At 67.4% G+C, this 15,360-nt stretch carries 14 protein-coding genes; 6 read left to right on the top strand and 8 right to left on the bottom strand.

What is annotated here, in order from left to right:
* Positions 1–24: 24 nt before the first annotated feature.
* The 3 genes from phnE to phnC all read right to left on the bottom strand — a co-directional run bounded on the left by phnE (position 25) and on the right by phnC (position 2,635).
* Positions 25–768, bottom strand: a complete 744-nt coding sequence (gene phnE / locus ACZ5XO_RS13780; protein ID WP_464164929.1) for a phosphonate ABC transporter, permease protein PhnE — start codon at positions 766–768, stop codon at positions 25–27.
* 65 nt (positions 769–833) lie between these two features.
* The gene (gene phnD, locus ACZ5XO_RS13785) at positions 834–1,841 is read right to left on the bottom strand and encodes a phosphate/phosphite/phosphonate ABC transporter substrate-binding protein (protein ID WP_464162956.1); all 1,008 of its coding nucleotides are present in this window, start codon (positions 1,839–1,841) and stop codon (positions 834–836) included.
* Positions 1,838–2,635 (bottom strand): phosphonate ABC transporter ATP-binding protein, encoded by a 798-nt coding sequence (gene phnC, locus ACZ5XO_RS13790; RefSeq protein WP_207823439.1) that lies wholly within the window; start codon positions 2,633–2,635, stop codon positions 1,838–1,840. The genes phnD and phnC overlap by 4 nt, the downstream gene beginning before the upstream one ends.
* A 273-nt stretch (positions 2,636–2,908) precedes the next feature.
* On the opposite strand from phnC, the gene ACZ5XO_RS13795 reads away from it, so the two are divergent.
* The 5 genes from ACZ5XO_RS13795 to ACZ5XO_RS13815 all read left to right on the top strand — a co-directional run bounded on the left by ACZ5XO_RS13795 (position 2,909) and on the right by ACZ5XO_RS13815 (position 6,984).
* The gene (locus ACZ5XO_RS13795) at positions 2,909–4,171 is read left to right on the top strand and encodes a type III PLP-dependent enzyme (RefSeq protein ID WP_464162958.1); all 1,263 of its coding nucleotides are present in this window, start codon (positions 2,909–2,911) and stop codon (positions 4,169–4,171) included.
* A gap of 118 nt (positions 4,172–4,289) precedes the next feature.
* Positions 4,290–4,610, top strand: a complete 321-nt coding sequence (locus tag ACZ5XO_RS13800; protein ID WP_464162959.1) for a ribonuclease — start codon at positions 4,290–4,292, stop codon at positions 4,608–4,610.
* A 72-nt stretch (positions 4,611–4,682) separates the two neighbouring features.
* Entirely contained in the window at positions 4,683–5,198 is a 516-nt protein-coding gene (locus ACZ5XO_RS13805; protein ID WP_464162961.1) for a hypothetical protein, read from the top strand.
* Positions 5,198–6,013, top strand: a complete 816-nt coding sequence (locus ACZ5XO_RS13810; RefSeq protein ID WP_464162963.1) for a phosphatase PAP2 family protein — start codon at positions 5,198–5,200, stop codon at positions 6,011–6,013. The genes ACZ5XO_RS13805 and ACZ5XO_RS13810 overlap by 1 nt, the downstream gene beginning before the upstream one ends.
* Positions 6,013–6,984 (top strand): NosD domain-containing protein, encoded by a 972-nt coding sequence (locus tag ACZ5XO_RS13815; RefSeq protein WP_464162965.1) that lies wholly within the window; start codon positions 6,013–6,015, stop codon positions 6,982–6,984. The genes ACZ5XO_RS13810 and ACZ5XO_RS13815 overlap by 1 nt, the downstream gene beginning before the upstream one ends.
* Here ACZ5XO_RS13815 and aguB read toward each other — a convergent pair.
* From aguB to ACZ5XO_RS13840, 5 genes are all read right to left on the bottom strand, one after another.
* Entirely contained in the window at positions 6,981–7,847 is an 867-nt protein-coding gene (aguB, locus tag ACZ5XO_RS13820) for an N-carbamoylputrescine amidase (protein WP_464162967.1), read from the bottom strand. The two genes, ACZ5XO_RS13815 and aguB, sit on opposite strands and share 4 nt — an antisense overlap.
* Positions 7,848–7,849: 2 nt before the next feature.
* On the bottom strand, positions 7,850–8,851 hold the full coding sequence (locus ACZ5XO_RS13825; RefSeq protein WP_464162969.1) for an agmatine deiminase family protein: 1,002 nt from the start codon (positions 8,849–8,851) through the stop codon (positions 7,850–7,852).
* Positions 8,852–9,046: 195 nt separating this feature from the next.
* Positions 9,047–11,482 carry a TonB-dependent receptor domain-containing protein gene (locus ACZ5XO_RS13830; protein ID WP_464162971.1) on the bottom strand — a complete coding sequence of 812 codons (2,436 nt, stop codon included), beginning with the start codon at positions 11,480–11,482 and terminating at the stop codon, positions 9,047–9,049.
* Positions 11,483–11,656: 174 nt separating this feature from the next.
* A complete protein-coding gene (locus ACZ5XO_RS13835; protein WP_464162972.1) occupies positions 11,657–12,910 on the bottom strand; it encodes a capsule biosynthesis protein in 1,254 nt (417 codons plus the stop codon).
* Between the two features lie 194 nt (positions 12,911–13,104).
* Positions 13,105–14,256: an outer membrane beta-barrel protein gene (locus ACZ5XO_RS13840; RefSeq protein WP_464162974.1), complete on the bottom strand. Its 1,152-nt coding sequence runs from the start codon at positions 14,254–14,256 to the stop codon at positions 13,105–13,107.
* A 197-nt stretch (positions 14,257–14,453) separates the two neighbouring features.
* Between ACZ5XO_RS13840 and ACZ5XO_RS13845 the strand changes: the two genes are divergently transcribed.
* Positions 14,454–15,359, top strand: a complete 906-nt coding sequence (locus ACZ5XO_RS13845) for an SDR family NAD(P)-dependent oxidoreductase (protein WP_464162975.1) — start codon at positions 14,454–14,456, stop codon at positions 15,357–15,359.
* Position 15,360 lies beyond the last annotated feature (1 nt).

Below are 15,360 nucleotides of genomic sequence, written 5' to 3' on the forward strand. Positions count from 1 at the left end.
CAAACTTACCCCGACCGATAGCGATTACAGCAGGCGCTTGCGCATGACCTGCGACAGGGTGTCGATCAGGGTCACGGCGATGACCACGATGATGACGATGGCCGACACCGCGCGGAAGTTGAAGGCGTTCATGCTGTCGAACAGCACCTGGCCGATGCCGCCCGCGCCGATCAGACCCAGGACGGTGGCCGAGCGGCTGTTGGACTCGAAACGATAGAGGGCGAACGAGGTCCACAGCGGCGCGACCTGGGGAATCACGCCCCAGACGATTTCATGCAGCTTGGTCGCGCCGGTGGCGCGCACGCCCTCGACCGGTCCCTTGTCGATCGACTCGACGGCTTCGGAGAACAGCTTGGCCAGAACGCCCGCCGTGTTCAGGGTGATGGCCAGGACGCCGGCCAGAGGGCCGAGGCCCACAGCGGTGACGAACAGCAGGCCGATGACCAGATCCGGCACCGAGCGCAACAGGTTCATCACCCAGCGCACCGGCGTCACGACCCAGGCGGGCGCCATGTTGCGGGCGGCGGCCAGACCCAGGGGAATGCCGAACAGGACGGCCAGGAAGGTGCCCCACAGGGCGATCTGGACCGTCTCCCACATCTTGGCGACGAACATCTTCCAGTCGGAGAAGTCCGGGCGCAGCAGGTCCTGCACGAACAGGCGCGTGCTCTCATTGCCCGAGAACAGCCGCGAGATATTGCCCAGGTCGACGGCGTCGATGCTGTAGAGCAGGACGGCGATCACGCCGCCCCAGACCAGGATGTCCATCGCCCAGGAGACGGCGGACTTTTGCGGCGCGGCCGGAACCACGGCTGGCGTCAGCGGAGCAGAGGTCAAGGCTGGACCTCACGCAGGCTGCGCAGGCGTTGAAGCTCGGCGGTCGCGGCGGCGACGCCGGCCTTGTCGCCCTTGGCTTCGGCTTCGCCGCGCTTCTGATCGGCGATCATTTCGCGGATCGGGTTCAGGTAGCTGTCGTCGGCGGCGGCGAAGCGCGAATACTCCAGACCCGCCAGAACCTTGCGCTGACGCTCGGCTTCGGCGCCTTCACCCTGGCCGTAGGTCAGGAAGAAGCTGCGGATCTTTTCCTTCAGGACCGGGTCCAGGTCTTCACGCACGACGATGCCGCTTTCCGGGATCGGCGGCGAGACCCAGATCTCCTCGATCTGCTCAGCCAGTTGCGGGTTTTCGCGGCGGATGAAGATGGTGTTGACGCTGTTCGAGGTGGCGACGTCGATCACGCCGGTCGCCACGCCGAAGGCGTTGGCCTGGTGGTTGGCCGAACGCACCGTCTTGAAGCACTGCGACGGCACGACGCCGCGCGCGTTGAACAGGAAGGTCATGGGCGCCAGGGTGCCCGAGGTCGACTGGGCGTCGCCGATGCCGAAGTTGTACTGCTTGCCGCAGGCCAGCACCTTGTCCAGCGTGATGCCCGAGCCCTTCTTGACGATCAGGGTCGACTGGTAGCTGTCCAGACCCTCGCGGTTGACCGTGCGGGCGATGACCTCGGCGTTGGCGCGGTCGATGGCCTCGACCTCGGGCTTGGCCGAGAACCAGCCCACCTGGGTATGGTTGCCGCGCATGGCCTCGACCAGAACCGTATAGTTCGAACCGAAATAGGGTTTCACCGGCACGCCGATCGCCTTGGACATGTCGTCCAGCAGCGGCTGCCACAGCGGGCCCGACGAGGCCTGGCCCTCGGCTGACAGGATGGAGAAGGTGATCTCGGTCGGCGCGGCGCCCGAGGTCTTTTCCTCGCCCTTGCCGCAGGCGGCGAGGCCCATGGTCAGGGCGGCGACGGCGGCGACGCCGAGCAGGCGGCGGGTGATGGGGGTGCGGGTCATGCCTTGGCTTCCCAGAACGCGTCCTCGTACTCGGGACCGTAGATTTCAATCAGGCGCTTGGAGTCCAGACCGGTCGAGGGGCCGTCATAGACCACCTTGCCCTTCTGCAGGGCGATGACGCGATCGCAGTAGCGGATGGCGTAGTCGACCTGGTGCAGGGTGACGATCACGCCCATGCCGTCGCGCTTGTTCAGCTCGACCAGCAGTTCCATGACCTTGCGGGCCGAGACCGGGTCCAGCGAGGCGACCGGCTCGTCTGCCAGGATGGCTTGCGCCCCCTGGACGATGGCGCGGGCGATGGCGCCGCGCTGCTGCTGACCGCCCGACAGGGTGTTGGCGCGCTGGGCGGCGTAGTCGGACACGCCGACCCGGTGCAGGGCCGCCATGGCCTTGTCCTTGTCCGCCGCCGGCCAGACGCCGAAGACGCCGCGCCAGCCAGGCAGACGGCCGAGCGCGCCCAGCATGACGTTGGAGAAGAGCGACAGACGCCCCACCAGATTGAACTGCTGGAAAATCATGCCCAGCTTGCCGCGCGCCTTGCGCACGGCGCCGGTGATGCGGCCGTTCTGCTGAACGGTTTCGCCGAACACCTGGATCGTCCCCTTGCCGGGGTCGATGGGGTGCAGGCCGGTGATGGAGCGCAGCAGGGTGGACTTGCCCGATCCGGACGGACCGATCAGGGCGACCATCTCGCCGGCGGCCACTTCGACGGACACGCCGTCGAGCGCCTTCCTGGCTCCGTAGGTCTTCGACACATCCCTTACGGACGCGACGGCGGCGGTTGAAGAACTCATGAACCCGTGGGTGGCGGTTGCAACAGGGGGCGCCGCATGACGCGCCACGCGCGTTTCGACAAGTCTTAATGGCATGGCTGCGTCGATTTCGTCCAGTCTGAGGCCCTGACGCGCCGGTTCCCCTGTGGACGGGATGTGGATGGAGCCACGAAATTACCACTTTACATGACGGTCGCGCATCCCTACATCGCGCGTTCCGGCGGACCCCGTGGTCTAACCGTTAAGCGCTGCTAACGCCGGTCTGGGTTAACAATTAGCAGGGGGTTACGTGAATTGCGCACGTACCAACTTCCCCTGGACCTGGTCCGTGAGCGGTCCCCTGAACGTCCCGTCGCCCTCGTGCGACCGCGTTCGGTTTCCGTAGCGGCGCGCTGGTTCCAGGATAATCTGAAAGCCGACGTCTTCTATGCGGTGAAGGCGAACCCTTCGCGCTGGGTCATCGAGACCCTGGTCGAGCAGGGCGTCAACGCCTTCGACGTCGCCTCCCTGGCCGAGATCGAGCTGGTCCGCTCGGTCAGCCCCAATGCACGTCTGGCCTTCATGCACCCGGTCAAGAGCCGCGGCGCCATCCGTGCGGCCTACGCCGACCACGGCGTGCGCACCTTCGTGCTCGACAGCCATGACGAGCTGCAAAAGATCATCGAGGCGACCGACAACGCCGACGACCTGAACCTGGTCGTGCGCATGGCCGTTTCGGCCGACGGCGCCGCCTATTCCCTGTCGGGCAAGTTCGGCGTCTCGCCGGATGCGGCCCCCGCCCTGCTGCTGGCCGTTCGCCAGGCGGTGCAGGACGGCCTGATGGGCGTCAGCTTCCACGTCGGTTCGCAGTGCATGCGGCCTTCGGCCTATGAAGCGGCCATGTCGCAAGTCAGCCGCGCCATCAAGAAGGCTGGCGTCTTCGTCGATATCGTCGACGTCGGCGGCGGCTTCCCTTCGGTCTATCCGGGCATGGTCCCACCGGACCTGAGCGAGTACGCCGACGCCATCCACCGCGGCTTCAACGAGATGCCCGTGTCGGAAACGACCGAGCTGTGGTGCGAACCCGGCCGGGCCCTGGTGGCCGAGTCGTCGTCGGTGCTGTGCCGCGTGGACCTGCGCAAGGGCGACGCCCTGTATCTGAACGACGGGTCGTACGGCTCGCTGTTCGACGCCACCCACTCGCGCTGGCCCTTCCCGACCAAGCTGGTCCGGGACGGTGAAAGCGCGAGCGAGCTGAAGCCCTTCCGCTTCTACGGTCCGACCTGCGACAGCATCGACCACATGCCGGGTCCGTTCTGGCTGCCGGCCGATGTGCAGGAAGGCGACTTCATCGAGATCGGCATGCTCGGCGCCTATGGCGTGGCCATGACGACCGGCTTCAACGGCTACGGCGAGCACGAGATCGCTGCGGTCGAGGACGCCCCGATGGCTTCGCTCTACGGCCTGGCCCCGCGCTCGATCCCCACGGTCCGCACCTCGGCCGAGGAAGCCGCCCGCAAGGTGGTCCGCCTGTCGCGCCCCAAGGGCAAGGCCGGCGCTCGCAAGCGCAAGCGCTGATCGCGCGCATTCCGCCGTCATCACGGATGCAAGGCCGGTGGAGCGATCCACCGGCCTTCTCTTTATCGGGAACCCTGGCCCCGAGGCCCCGCGTTGTCTCTGGCGAAGGAGATGACAGATGACCGCCCCCAAGACAGACTCCGAGGAAGCCCGCGAAGCCGCCGTCATGGGCGAGAAGCCTGATCTGGGCCACACCCGGGACGCCCTGAAGACCGCGCTGGAAGGCACCGACGTCGGTTCGGATACCCGCGCGGGCTCGCTCAGAGGCGGCTCGGCGTCCGGTTCGGATATTGATCCGGACCAGGACGTCATCAACGCCGCTCTCGCCGCCGAAGGACGACGCGCCAAGAACGAGGGCGACAGACCCGCCGGCGGTCCCGAGGAAGCCCGCAAGGCCACAGGTCAGCCCGGCGACGATGTGGATGCGCCAACCGGCTGAACCGCCTTGCTGCCGCCGCATGGATGGGCCACGGTGTTCATCAAGTTGAACAGTCTCAAGGACGTAGGCGGAATGAAGCGTAGCGTGGCAGCCGTCGCCGTGGCCTTCACGGTCGGTCTTACCGGGTGCGACGGGCGTAGTGAGGCCGCGCCCGAGGCCAGTCCGCCGCCGACCGCCGACAGCGCGTCCGCCGCCGCCGAAACCTCGGCGGCCGAGCCGCTCGCCCCTGCCGCAGCGCCTGAAGCCGCCGTCCTGGCCGAAGCCACAGCCATCGACGGCGCGCCGATGTTCGCCGCCCTCTATCCCGGCGCCCAGGCCGACAGTCCCGCGACGCTCGCTTCAGGGCCGACGGGTCCCGGCGGCCTGATCACCTTCACGACCGACGCCCTGCCCGAAACGGTCATCGCCTTCTATCGCCAACGCGCCGAGGCGGCGGGTCTGGCCCCCGTCATGGCCATGAACCAGGGTGAGGCCCGCGCCTATGGCGCCGCCGCCCGCAAGACCGGCGGCGCCAGCCTGCAGGTCGTCGCCTCGCCTGGTGAAGACGGCCTGACCTCGGTCCAGTTGACCTGGAGCGCCGGGGTCTGATGCGCGGGGCGACCGCTGGATTGATCGTCGTCACCGCCCTGCTCTCGGCCTGCGCCGGCACTCCCGCCGCTCTGCGTCCCCAGGCGGTTCAGGCCGCCGCCCCGGAAGCCAGGGGCTATCTGACCGGTCCCCTGATTCAGGCCCTGGCCGACGCCACGCCGCCGGCGCCCGTCGCCGGTTCGTCCGTCGACCTGGCCGACAAGGCCCGCTCTGAACAGTTCACGGCGCTGGAAGACAGCGACCGTTGGCTGCTGGCCACCGCTCACGCCGAACTTCGCCCGCCACTGGCCCTGCAGCATTTCGACTGCGCCCTGGGCGTGCGTCTGGGCTCGGCGGCCACGCCCCGCCTGAACCAGATGATGCAGCGGCTGTTCGACGATTCCGACGCCGCCGCCGAATTGGTCAAGGCGCGCGGCTTCCGCGCCCGTCCGGTCGGCGACGATCCCGCGCGCCGTCCCTGCCAGCGCGTCAGCGAAGCAGGCCGCAGAAGCGCCTCCTATCCTTCCGGCAGCTCGACCGTGGCCGCCGTCTATGGCGAGGCCTTCGCCGCGCTGGAGCCACGGCACGCGGCCGAAGCCCGACACACCGCTCACGAAATGGGCCTGAGCCGTCTGGTCTGCGGCATGCACTATCCCAGCGACGTCGCCGCCGGCGAGGTGTTGGGCAAGGCCGTGTTCGACGCCGCCGCCGCCACGCCCGGCTTCGACGCCGATCTGGCCGCCGCCCGCGTGGAATTGGCCGCCGTGCGCGCCACCGGCCTGACCAGCCCCGGCTGCGCCGCCGAGCGCCTGGCCTTGGCCACGCCCCTGCCCTGATGTCGTCCCTGCTGGCGCTCCTGCTGTTGGGCGCCGCGCCGGATCCCTGGGCCCTGCCCGCCGCCCGCCCCTGCACGGCGGCGGAGCTGGCTGAGCTGACCGCCGAGGCGACAGCGCCCTATCTTCTGACCTGTCGCGCCGTGCTGTCCGACGACCAGAGCATCCTCCGTCCTATCCTGATCGAGGGCGCCGAGGCCTCGGGCGCCGGGCTGGACTGCAACGGCGGGACAGTCGGCCGCCCCGGCGTGACGACCACCACCCGTCAGCCGACCATCGCCGTCTGGTCGCGCCGCATCACCGCCGAGCACTGGAGCCGCCCGACCGATATCCGCATCGCCAACTGCGTCATCCACGGCGCGGTGCGTGTCTGGGGCATGGGGGCGGACGGGGGCTATGACGATCTGCGCGCCTCGTCGCGCACCGCCGACCATACGGCTATGACGCAAGGGTCGGCGCCCTCGCACATCGCACTGGACCGGCTGACCATCGTGGGGACCGGCTCCATCCCCCTCTATGTCGGGCCGGGCGTGACGCGACTCAGCCTGACGAACTCAACCCTGAGCGGTCGCAGCGACGCGACCGCCCTCTATCTGGACGCCGAGAGCGCCGACAACCGGATCGCGAACAACACCATCGCCGTGGCGACCCGGCGCGAAGCCGTCTCCGTCGACGGCTCCGCCCGCAACCGCATCACCGGCAACCGCTTCGACCTGGGCGGCAGGCCGGGCGTCTTCCTGTATCGCAACTGCGGCGAGCGCGGCGTGATCCGGCACCAGACCCCGTCGGACAATCAGATCACGGACAATGTCTTTTCCGGCGCCGAGCGACTGCGCCCGCAGCTGGTCGTGGTCGGCGCACGCGAAGGCCGCCGGTCCTACTGCGGCGAGGATAGCGGCTATCCCTGGGGCAGCAGCGCCGACGACGGCGACCGCGCCACGGGCAATGTCGTGGCGCGGAACACGCGTCGTTAGGCCGGGCGCCCGGTCGCCAGGGCGCCGTACAGTTCCGGGCGACGGTCGCGGAAGAACCCCCAGGCGGCGCGGTACTGATCCAGGAAGTCGAGGTCGAAGGTGTGGACCAGCACGCCCTCCTCGCCCGTCAGGCTCTCGACCAGATCGCCGCGATGATCAGCGATGAAGGAGTGGCCGTAGAAGCTCTGGCCGGTCTCGGTCAGGGTCTCGTGACCGATACGGTTCGAGGCGATGACCGGCATGGCGTTGGACACGGCGTGGCCCTGCATGGCGCGCTGCCAGGGGGCGGCGGTGTCCAGCGTGGCGTCATGCGGCTCGGAGCCGATGGCGGTCGGATACATCAGGATGTCGGCGCCCTGCAGGGCCATGGCGCGGGCGGCCTCGGGGTACCACTGATCCCAGCAGATACCGACGCCGATGCGGCCGAAGCGGGTGCTCCAGACCTTGAAGCCGGTATCGCCGGGACGGAAGTAGTACTTCTCCTGATAGCCCGGACCATCGGGGATATGGCTCTTGCGATAGACGCCCAGGACCTCGCCGTCAGCGTCCAGCATGACCATCGAGTTGAAGTAGTGCGGCCCCTCCTTCTCGAAGATCGAGACAGGGATGACCACGCCCAGTTCTTTCGCCACCGGCTGCAGCTGGACCACGGCCGGATGCTCGCGCCACGGATAGGCCGCGGTGAACCAGTGCTCCTCCTGCGTCACGCAGAAGTAGGGCCCCTGGAACAGCTCTGACGGCAGGATGACCTGCGCGCCCCTCGCCGCCGCCTGACGGATCAGGCCGATGGTCTTGTCGATGTTCGCCTGCATGTCCTCGCCGTAGGAGGTCTGGAGGGCGGCGACGGTGACGGTGCGGGTCATGTTTACGCGGGCTCCTGCTGGCTGATGCAGTGGAAGGATCCGCCGCCGGTCAGGACGGCGTTCGACGGCGACAGGACGATCTCGCGGTCGGGGAAGACGGTGGCCAGGGCCTCGCCCGCCAGACGTGCGGCCGTGTCATCGCCATAGGTCGGCACGACAATAGCGCCGTTGGCGATCAGGAAGTTCATGTGACTGGCGGGGACGGGGCGCTCGTCGACGTCCAGCACCAGGCCCGGCGACGGGATGCGCAGGACCTTGAGCTGACGACCGGCGGCGTCCGTCGACGCCATCAGGGTGCGGGCGGTCTCGTCATAGACCTCGGCGTTGGGGTCGTTGCGGCCGAAGGCGATGGGGCAGGCCACCACGCCCGGCGCGACGAAGCGAGCCAGGTTGTCGACGTGGCCGTCGGTGTGATCGTTCAGCAGGCCGTCGCCCAGCCAGACCACCACCCTGGCGCCGACCGAAGCGGCCAGGGCGGCCTCGGCGTCGGCCTGGGTCCAGGTCTTGTTGCGGTTCCTGTTCAGCAGGCACTGGCGGGTGGTCAGGACCGTGCCCTCGCCGTCGTGGTCCAGGGCGCCGCCTTCGAGGATGAAATCGTGACGCGTCGTCGGCACGCCGGAAAACTCGGCGATCTGGTCGGCGACCTCGTCGTCGTGGGGATAGTCGTACTTGCCGCCCCAGCCGTTGACGCTGAAGGTCTGGGCCGTCTTCGAACCCGCATTGAAGATCGGGCCGGTGTCGCGCAGCCAGATGTCGCCGAAGCGGGCGGCCACGACCTCGACGCCAGCCACGCCGTCCAGACGCGCGCGGGCGCCCGGCAGGGCCTCGTCATTGCCGACCATCAGCCTGACCTGCTCGCGGCCCGGCCCCGCCAGGGCGCGGACCAGGGCTTCGACCTCGTCCTGGGCCTGCGCGAAATACTCCCCCCACAGCTCGGGATGGCTGGGCCAGCCGACCCACATGGCGCGGTGCGGCGTCCATTCGGCGGGGATGGGTTGGGTCATGGGCGAGGTCGATCCGAATGCAGGGAAGTCAGCCGCGCCAGATAGGCCGAGACGCCACCCGGTTCAATGTTTGCGGGACCATGGGCCGCACCCAGGTCGGCTTCGGCCTCAGATAGCGCAACTCGGCAGGCCCATTCATAAAGAAAGGGCGGTCCGTCTCCGGACCGCCCTTCCCTGTCTTGATTGCGTCTGAACTTAGAAGGTCAGGCGCAGGGTGGCCATGGCGGTGCGCGGCGAGCCCAGGGCGGCGCTGCGGTTGCCCGAGATGTCCGTCGAGATGTTGCCGAGGTATTCCTCGTCGAACAGGTTCATGACGTTGACCTGGAAGTACATGCCCTCGTTGATGAAATCGAGGTCGTAGCGGGCGTCCAGATCGACCACGGTGTAGGCCGGGGTCTGTTCGTCGTTGATCAGGTTCGTCCAGCGTTCATCGACATACTTGCCTTGGACGCCGATCGTGAACGGGCCGCGCTTGTATTCGGCGCGCAGAGCGTACTGCCACTCCGGCACTTCAAACAGTTCCTTGCCGCCCGTCTTGTAGGGAGCCGGGTCGTTCGGGATGTCTTCCTTGACTTCGCTGCCCAGGTACGAGGCCGAGGCGTAGAGCGAGAAGTTGTCGGTGAACATGTAGCCGATCTGGCCGTCAGCGCCCCAGCGATCGACGTCGCCGGCGTTGATGTTCGTGACGATCGTCTCACCCGTCGGCGTACCGTCGGGGTTCAGCACGTCCGTGATGGCGCGAGCGATGTAGTTCTCGAACTTCGACAGGTAGACCGAGCCCGAAGCGATCAGGCGGCCCGACTGGTAGCGATAGCCCAGGTCGATGTTGGTGGCGGTTTCCGGCTCCGGCGTGGCCGGGATCCGGTCATACAGGTCGTCCGTACGCGGCGCCGACAGGGTTTCCGAATACGAAGCGAAAATCTGCTGGTTGGGGGCGAAGCGCCAGGTCACGCCGACGTTCGGCAGGATGTCGTCATACTTGCGCGAGAACTTCACCGGAGCACCCGCCGAGGCGTTCGAACCCGTGGGGGTTTGAGCCGAGCAGTAGGCGTCGAAGGTGTTGATCTGATAGCAGTAGTTCTGCAGGTCGCGCGAGAAGCGCGGCGCGCGCAGGCCCACGTCCAGGGTCACGGCGTCGTTGAACAGGTTGCCGATGTACTGAACCGCGAACTGGCTCAGTTCTGCACGCGAACGACGGTCGCGCTTCTGGAAGGGCGTGCCGTCCAGCGTCAGGATCGGATCGGCGCCACCGTTCTTGTAGCCGCCGAACGGGTTCACCGGGTCGCCGTTCTGACGCAGCAGGCCGTACTCGCCCGTCTGGCGGTGGTTGGCGGTGTCGAAGGTGTACGACAGACGCAGACGGTGGTTGTCGGTCAGAGCGTAGATCAGCGAGGTGTTGACGCTGTAACGGTTGGTGTTGGTGTTGGACGGCGAATACAGCTTGATCCGGTCCATCGTGTCGCCGTCGCCGTTCAGGTCGACGCCGTTGGCGTTCGGGTTCAGCGGATCGAACTTCGAACCCTGAAGGCGCTGGTCATTCTCCCAGATGTTCTGGGTGCCGCCGCCGTTGGCCAGGGTGTACTGGTAGGTCGGGTCGACCGTCAGCGTCAGCTTGTCCGTCAGCGTGAAGCGCGACTGGCCGCGCAGGCTGAAGGTGTTCGAGGGGTTCTGGAAGTAGTTGTAGTAGTTGCCGCAGCCCGGGTTGGCGCCGCCGGCCGACGAACCCTGGTCTTGAACCGTACCGTTGACGGCCGGATCGAACAGGCAGGTCGAGGTGTTGCCGGCGTCGATCGTGCCCGCGTTGAAGCGGTCGACGTTCTTGTTGCCGTAGGTGTTGTTGCGGTTGCGGACATAGCTGCCGGCCAGCGACAGGAAGTCGCCGTTGTCGCCCAGCGGCTGATAGATGCGGCCGTTGTAGGTGTGCTTCTTCAGCTCACCCGGGTTGTCGCCATATTGGTCATAGGTGGTGGCCGAAGCGGCGAACCAGGCGGTGGTGCCCCAGGGGCCGACTTCACCGGTGTCGATCAGGCCGAAAATGCGCTGATAGTTTTCACCGCCGACCGACGGCTGGACGATGGCGCCGAATTCCTTGGCCGGACGGCGCGTCGTCATGTTGATCGTGCCGCCGGTGGCCGAAGCGGTGGGGCTGTCGACGTCGGTCGTGCCCTGGTTGACGCTGGCGCGTTCAACCAGCTCGGGCTCGAGCTGCTGGTTCGAGTAGATCTGGTAGTTGCCCGAGTCGTTCAGCTGAACGCCGTCGAGGTTCAGCGAGATGCGCTGGGCGTCGAAGCCGCGGATGGTGATGTCGCCGCCCGAGTTGCCGTAGGCGTCGGTGTTGGTGAAGTTCACGCCCGGCTGCAGGTTCAGCGACTGCAGAACGGTTTGACCGGCGGCCTGGGTCGACAGGTATTCCTGCGTGATGGTCGAACGCGACTTGCCGACCTGCTCGGCGACGATGGCGCCGTTGATGTTGCGCGGGCCGCGAACGCCGGTCACGACGACATCGCCGACCTGCGAGGCGCGTTCTTCAACGGCTTGCGAAGCGGTCGACTGGGCCGAGGCGGCGCCGGCCATGAGAACGCCGCTCATGAGGGCGGTCGTCGCCCAGAACAGCTGCTTGCGGGTGGTCATCGGTCTGTATCCCCAGTGATGAAAAGGCGTAGCGCCTGCGCGGCAGGCCAGAACGCCTGTCGAGATGGGCAGGGCCTTAAGGCGCATGCAGGAAGTTTGGGCGACAGTCGTGTGACAGTGATATGACAAGCCCCAAAGGTGGCCATATCGCCACACCCCTGTGGATTATCGGATTCAGCCCTGCGACGACGCCTGCCGGGCGAACCTCTCGGCTATGGCCGAAGCGGTCCAGACCATGGCCCGGGGCTCGTGATAATTGCCGTTGATCTGGGTGCGCGCGATCACATGGGCGCGGAAGCGCGTGAAGAGCTGGGGGTCCGCCGCCACAGGCGCGCGCCAGAAACCGTCCAGCGGCTGCTGATCCGTCATGCCCTCGAAATCAAAGAAGGCCTGGCCCAGCACCTTCACCGGCGTGTGGAAACCCAGCGCCGACAGGGCCGCGCTCGAATTGTTGACCACCATGCCGCGAGAGGCGCGGCACAACTGCGCCAGGTTCCCGCCGTCGATGAAATCGACCCGGCCCGACAAGCCACGCTCGGCGGCCAGACGTCGGGTCACCGCCGCCAGATTGACGAGACCGGGATCCAGTGGGTGGTTCTTGACCACCAGGCGCTGATCCGCAGAAGCGTGACGCGCGAAACTGTCCATCACCTCCGCCAGGAAGCCGGCGTTGTCCGCGAACCGGGAGTATCGCAACAGCTGGGCGTCCCCCTCGCGCTGCAGACAGGCGATGAAGTAGGGGCCCCGGGCGGCGATCACGTCCGCCGCCAATTTGCGACGCGACTGGAAGATAAGCTTCAGATAGCGCGCCATGTGGCCAAGGCACTGACGCCAGGCGGGCGTGGTGTAGGGCGAGCGAAAACGGGGATAGAGAGCTCCCCCCGCCCAGACGATGAAATGATAGAGGCTGATATTGATGACGTGATGCGGCAGGATCTTGCCGATCGGCCGCGTCACGGGCAGAGGCGGCGTCGGCGCGCCGTAGCTGGCGGCGTCGCGCGCCAGGGCGCTGGAGGCGTTAACCCCGTTGCGCTCCACCGTGATCCAGTCGGGACGGAAATACCCGTTCTCGAGAACCCATATGGTCGCCTGCAACTGGCCGGCCTGGGCAAGCACCCCCTGATTATAGGGGCCGCCTTCGCCGAAAACGACGATGTCGGTGAAGTCCTGCGACAGTTCGCGCAAACGCGTCGGCCACTGGCTGACGCCCTGATCGAAACGCACCGCGCCGCCTTCACGCCAGCTCGCGGCGTCGCCGGCGTTGAAGATCATGCGGGCCACCTCGGCCCCACGACGGGTCAAGGCCCGGGCCAGCACGCCGCCGAAGCCGCCGAAAGGCGCCGTCACGATCAAAAACCGTCGGCCTTGCAGATCCTCGCCGACCTGCTGGTCGACGGGAGACTGATCAGGATCGAATGGCGCCAGCACGCACTGATTCTTTCTAGGGAGCGAAGCCCCTCCTAGAGCCGACATCCCCTTCATGACAAGTCCCGAGGAACACGCCAGGATTGTCGGGAACTAAACCCCAAGAGGAAGTCGCCGGCCCTTCGAAAGGCCGGCGACCCGCTTCGGTATCGACCATCGAGGTCATCGGGACCGGTTTTGGCCGGTCCCTCAGAGCCTTAGAAGTTGATGTCGATGGTGGCGCGACGGTTGAGCGGCTCGCGCACGCCGTCGGCCGTCGGCTTGGCCAGGTTGGTTTCACCCTTGCCGTCGAGGGCGATGACGCCGCCGTTGACGCCTTGGGCGACCAGGGCGTCGGCGACGGTGCGCGAACGACGGTTGGACAGACCCAGGTTGTAGGCCGGCGAACCCGAGGTGTCGGTGTAGCCGACGATCAGGACGCGGGTCGGAGCGCCCGACTTGGCGTAGTTGGCGGCCTGCGTGACCACCGAACGGGCCTCAGCCGTCAGGTCCGAGCGATCCCAGTCGAAGTAGACCACGAACTGACGCGCAGCCGGCTTGGCCGGAGGCGGCGGAGGCGGCGGCGGGGGCGGCGGGGGCGGCGGCGGGGGCGGCGGGGGCGGAGGCGGCGGCGGGGGAGCGACCGGCTCGGCGCCGAAGGCGTAACGCAGACCCAGGGTCACGGTGTGCGACTGGTCATAGTCGCCCGACCATTCGCCGAACGGAATGGCGCCCGTGCCGGCCACCGACGAATCAAACGCGGCGTCGCCGGTCAGATAGCGGTAGGTCAGGTCGATGTTGGCGCGGTCCGAAACGGCCCAGGCCAGACCCGCGATCGCCTGAGCGGCGAACTTGGTCGAGCTGTCGTCGGCGGTGAAGGTCACGCCCGGGGTGGCGCGCAGACGACCGACGGTGTCGGTGTTGACGCGGTTCACGCCGACGCCCAGGCCGACGAAGGGACGCAGGGTCCATTCCGGCGAGCCGAAGTCATAGATGACGTTGGCCATCAGGGTGGTCGACTCGATGTCGCCTTCCGGCGAGTGGCAAGGACCGGTGGCCGGCGTCAGGTTGCACAGGCCCTGCGTGCCCGAAACGGCGCGCACGGTGCCGATGTCGCCCGAGCGGTAACCGCCCTCGAGCTCAACGCGCCAGTTCGGGTTGAAGCGGTAGCCGAGGCGAGCGAAAGCCGCCCAGCCGTCGTTCACTTCCCAGTTCCAGTTCGCGCCGGTCGTGGACGATTCAGCGTTGATGTCGTCGATGATGTGGTAACCGGCGTCAATCGCGCCGTACCAACCATCCGGCTCAGCCGACGCGGCGCCGGCTGCGAACAGCCCGGCAGCAGCGACACTGGCGAGAAGTTTCAGCTTCATAGTGTCCTCGTTTTTTCTGTTAGTCCGAAAGCCGACGTTTTCACGTGACGCTCGTTGGGCCGAACGATGTCACATCGCTCAGGTTCCGCCTTTATCCCAACGATTGTGGCATGTGTGGCGCCATTCCAACACAAAAGGCGGTTTTTACAGTTGTTGACGCCTGCTAGGACCATTTTGAAACACAACGGAGGCAGGTGATGACGATCAGGTTCGACGGCCAGGTGGCGATCGTGACGGGTGCGGGCGGCGGCCTGGGACGCGAGCACGCCCTGGCCCTGGCGGCGCGCGGCGCCAGGGTGGTGGTCAACGACCTGGGCGGCGCTCGCGACGGCTCGGGCGGGTCGGCCACAGCGGCCGAGGCCGTGGTGGCCGAGATCGAGGCCGCGGGCGGTCAGGCCATGGCCAATGCGGCCTCCGTCACCGACGCGGCGGCGGTCGAGGCCATGGTCGCCGAAGTCATGGCTCGCTGGGGCCGGATCGACATACTCGTGAACAACGCCGGCATCCTGCGCGACAAGTCCTTCGCCAAGATGGATCTGGCCGACTTCCGCCTGGTCATGGACGTCCACCTGATGGGCGCGGTCCACTGCACCAAGGCGGTCTGGGACATCATGCGCGCCCAGAACTACGGCCGCATCGTCATGACCACCTCGTCGTCGGGCCTGTTCGGCAACTTCGGCCAGGCCAACTACGGCGCCGCCAAGATGGCCCTGGTCGGCTTCATGCAGACCCTGGCGATCGAGGGCGCCAAGAACGACATCCGCGTCAACGCCCTGGCCCCGACCGCCCACACCCGCATGACCGAGGACCTGCAGGGCCTGCCTCTGGAGGCCCTGGGGCCGGAACTGGTGACGCCGGGCCTGCTCTACCTGGTCAGCCGCGACGCCCCGACCCGCGCCATCCTGGCCGCGGGCGCCGGCGGCTTCGAGCGGGCCTATGTCACCCTGACCCAGGGCGACTTCGCCGTCGGCCCGGACGCCCCCGAACAGGTCGCCGCCCGCTTCGACGCCATCTCGGACCGCGGCAACGAGATCGTCCCGGAGATGGGCGCGGCGCAGGGCATGATCGAACTGACCAAGGCTCAGAAGCATCACTCTTCTTAAG

It is taken from the genome of Brevundimonas sp. T2-11 (assembly GCF_055397675.1).

What these genes read in the sequence shown, in the direction of transcription:
- phnE (WP_464164929.1), bottom strand. Translation starts at nt 768, where the DNA reads ATGGACATCCTGGTCTGGGGCGGCGTGATCGCCGTCCTGCTCTACAGC.
- phnD (WP_464162956.1), bottom strand. Translation starts at nt 1,841, where the DNA reads ATGACCCGCACCCCCATCACCCGCCGCCTGCTCGGCGTCGCCGCCGTC.
- phnC (WP_207823439.1), bottom strand. Translation starts at nt 2,635, where the DNA reads ATGAGTTCTTCAACCGCCGCCGTCGCGTCCGTAAGGGATGTGTCGAAG.
- ACZ5XO_RS13800 (WP_464162959.1), top strand. Translation starts at nt 4,290, where the DNA reads ATGACCGCCCCCAAGACAGACTCCGAGGAAGCCCGCGAAGCCGCCGTC.
- ACZ5XO_RS13805 (WP_464162961.1), top strand. Translation starts at nt 4,683, where the DNA reads ATGAAGCGTAGCGTGGCAGCCGTCGCCGTGGCCTTCACGGTCGGTCTT.
- ACZ5XO_RS13810 (WP_464162963.1), top strand. Translation starts at nt 5,198, where the DNA reads ATGCGCGGGGCGACCGCTGGATTGATCGTCGTCACCGCCCTGCTCTCG.
- ACZ5XO_RS13815 (WP_464162965.1), top strand. Translation starts at nt 6,013, where the DNA reads ATGTCGTCCCTGCTGGCGCTCCTGCTGTTGGGCGCCGCGCCGGATCCC.
- aguB (WP_464162967.1), bottom strand. Translation starts at nt 7,847, where the DNA reads ATGACCCGCACCGTCACCGTCGCCGCCCTCCAGACCTCCTACGGCGAG.
- ACZ5XO_RS13825 (WP_464162969.1), bottom strand. Translation starts at nt 8,851, where the DNA reads ATGACCCAACCCATCCCCGCCGAATGGACGCCGCACCGCGCCATGTGG.
- ACZ5XO_RS13830 (WP_464162971.1), bottom strand. Translation starts at nt 11,482, where the DNA reads ATGACCACCCGCAAGCAGCTGTTCTGGGCGACGACCGCCCTCATGAGC.
- ACZ5XO_RS13840 (WP_464162974.1), bottom strand. Translation starts at nt 14,256, where the DNA reads ATGAAGCTGAAACTTCTCGCCAGTGTCGCTGCTGCCGGGCTGTTCGCA.
- ACZ5XO_RS13845 (WP_464162975.1), top strand. Translation starts at nt 14,454, where the DNA reads ATGACGATCAGGTTCGACGGCCAGGTGGCGATCGTGACGGGTGCGGGC.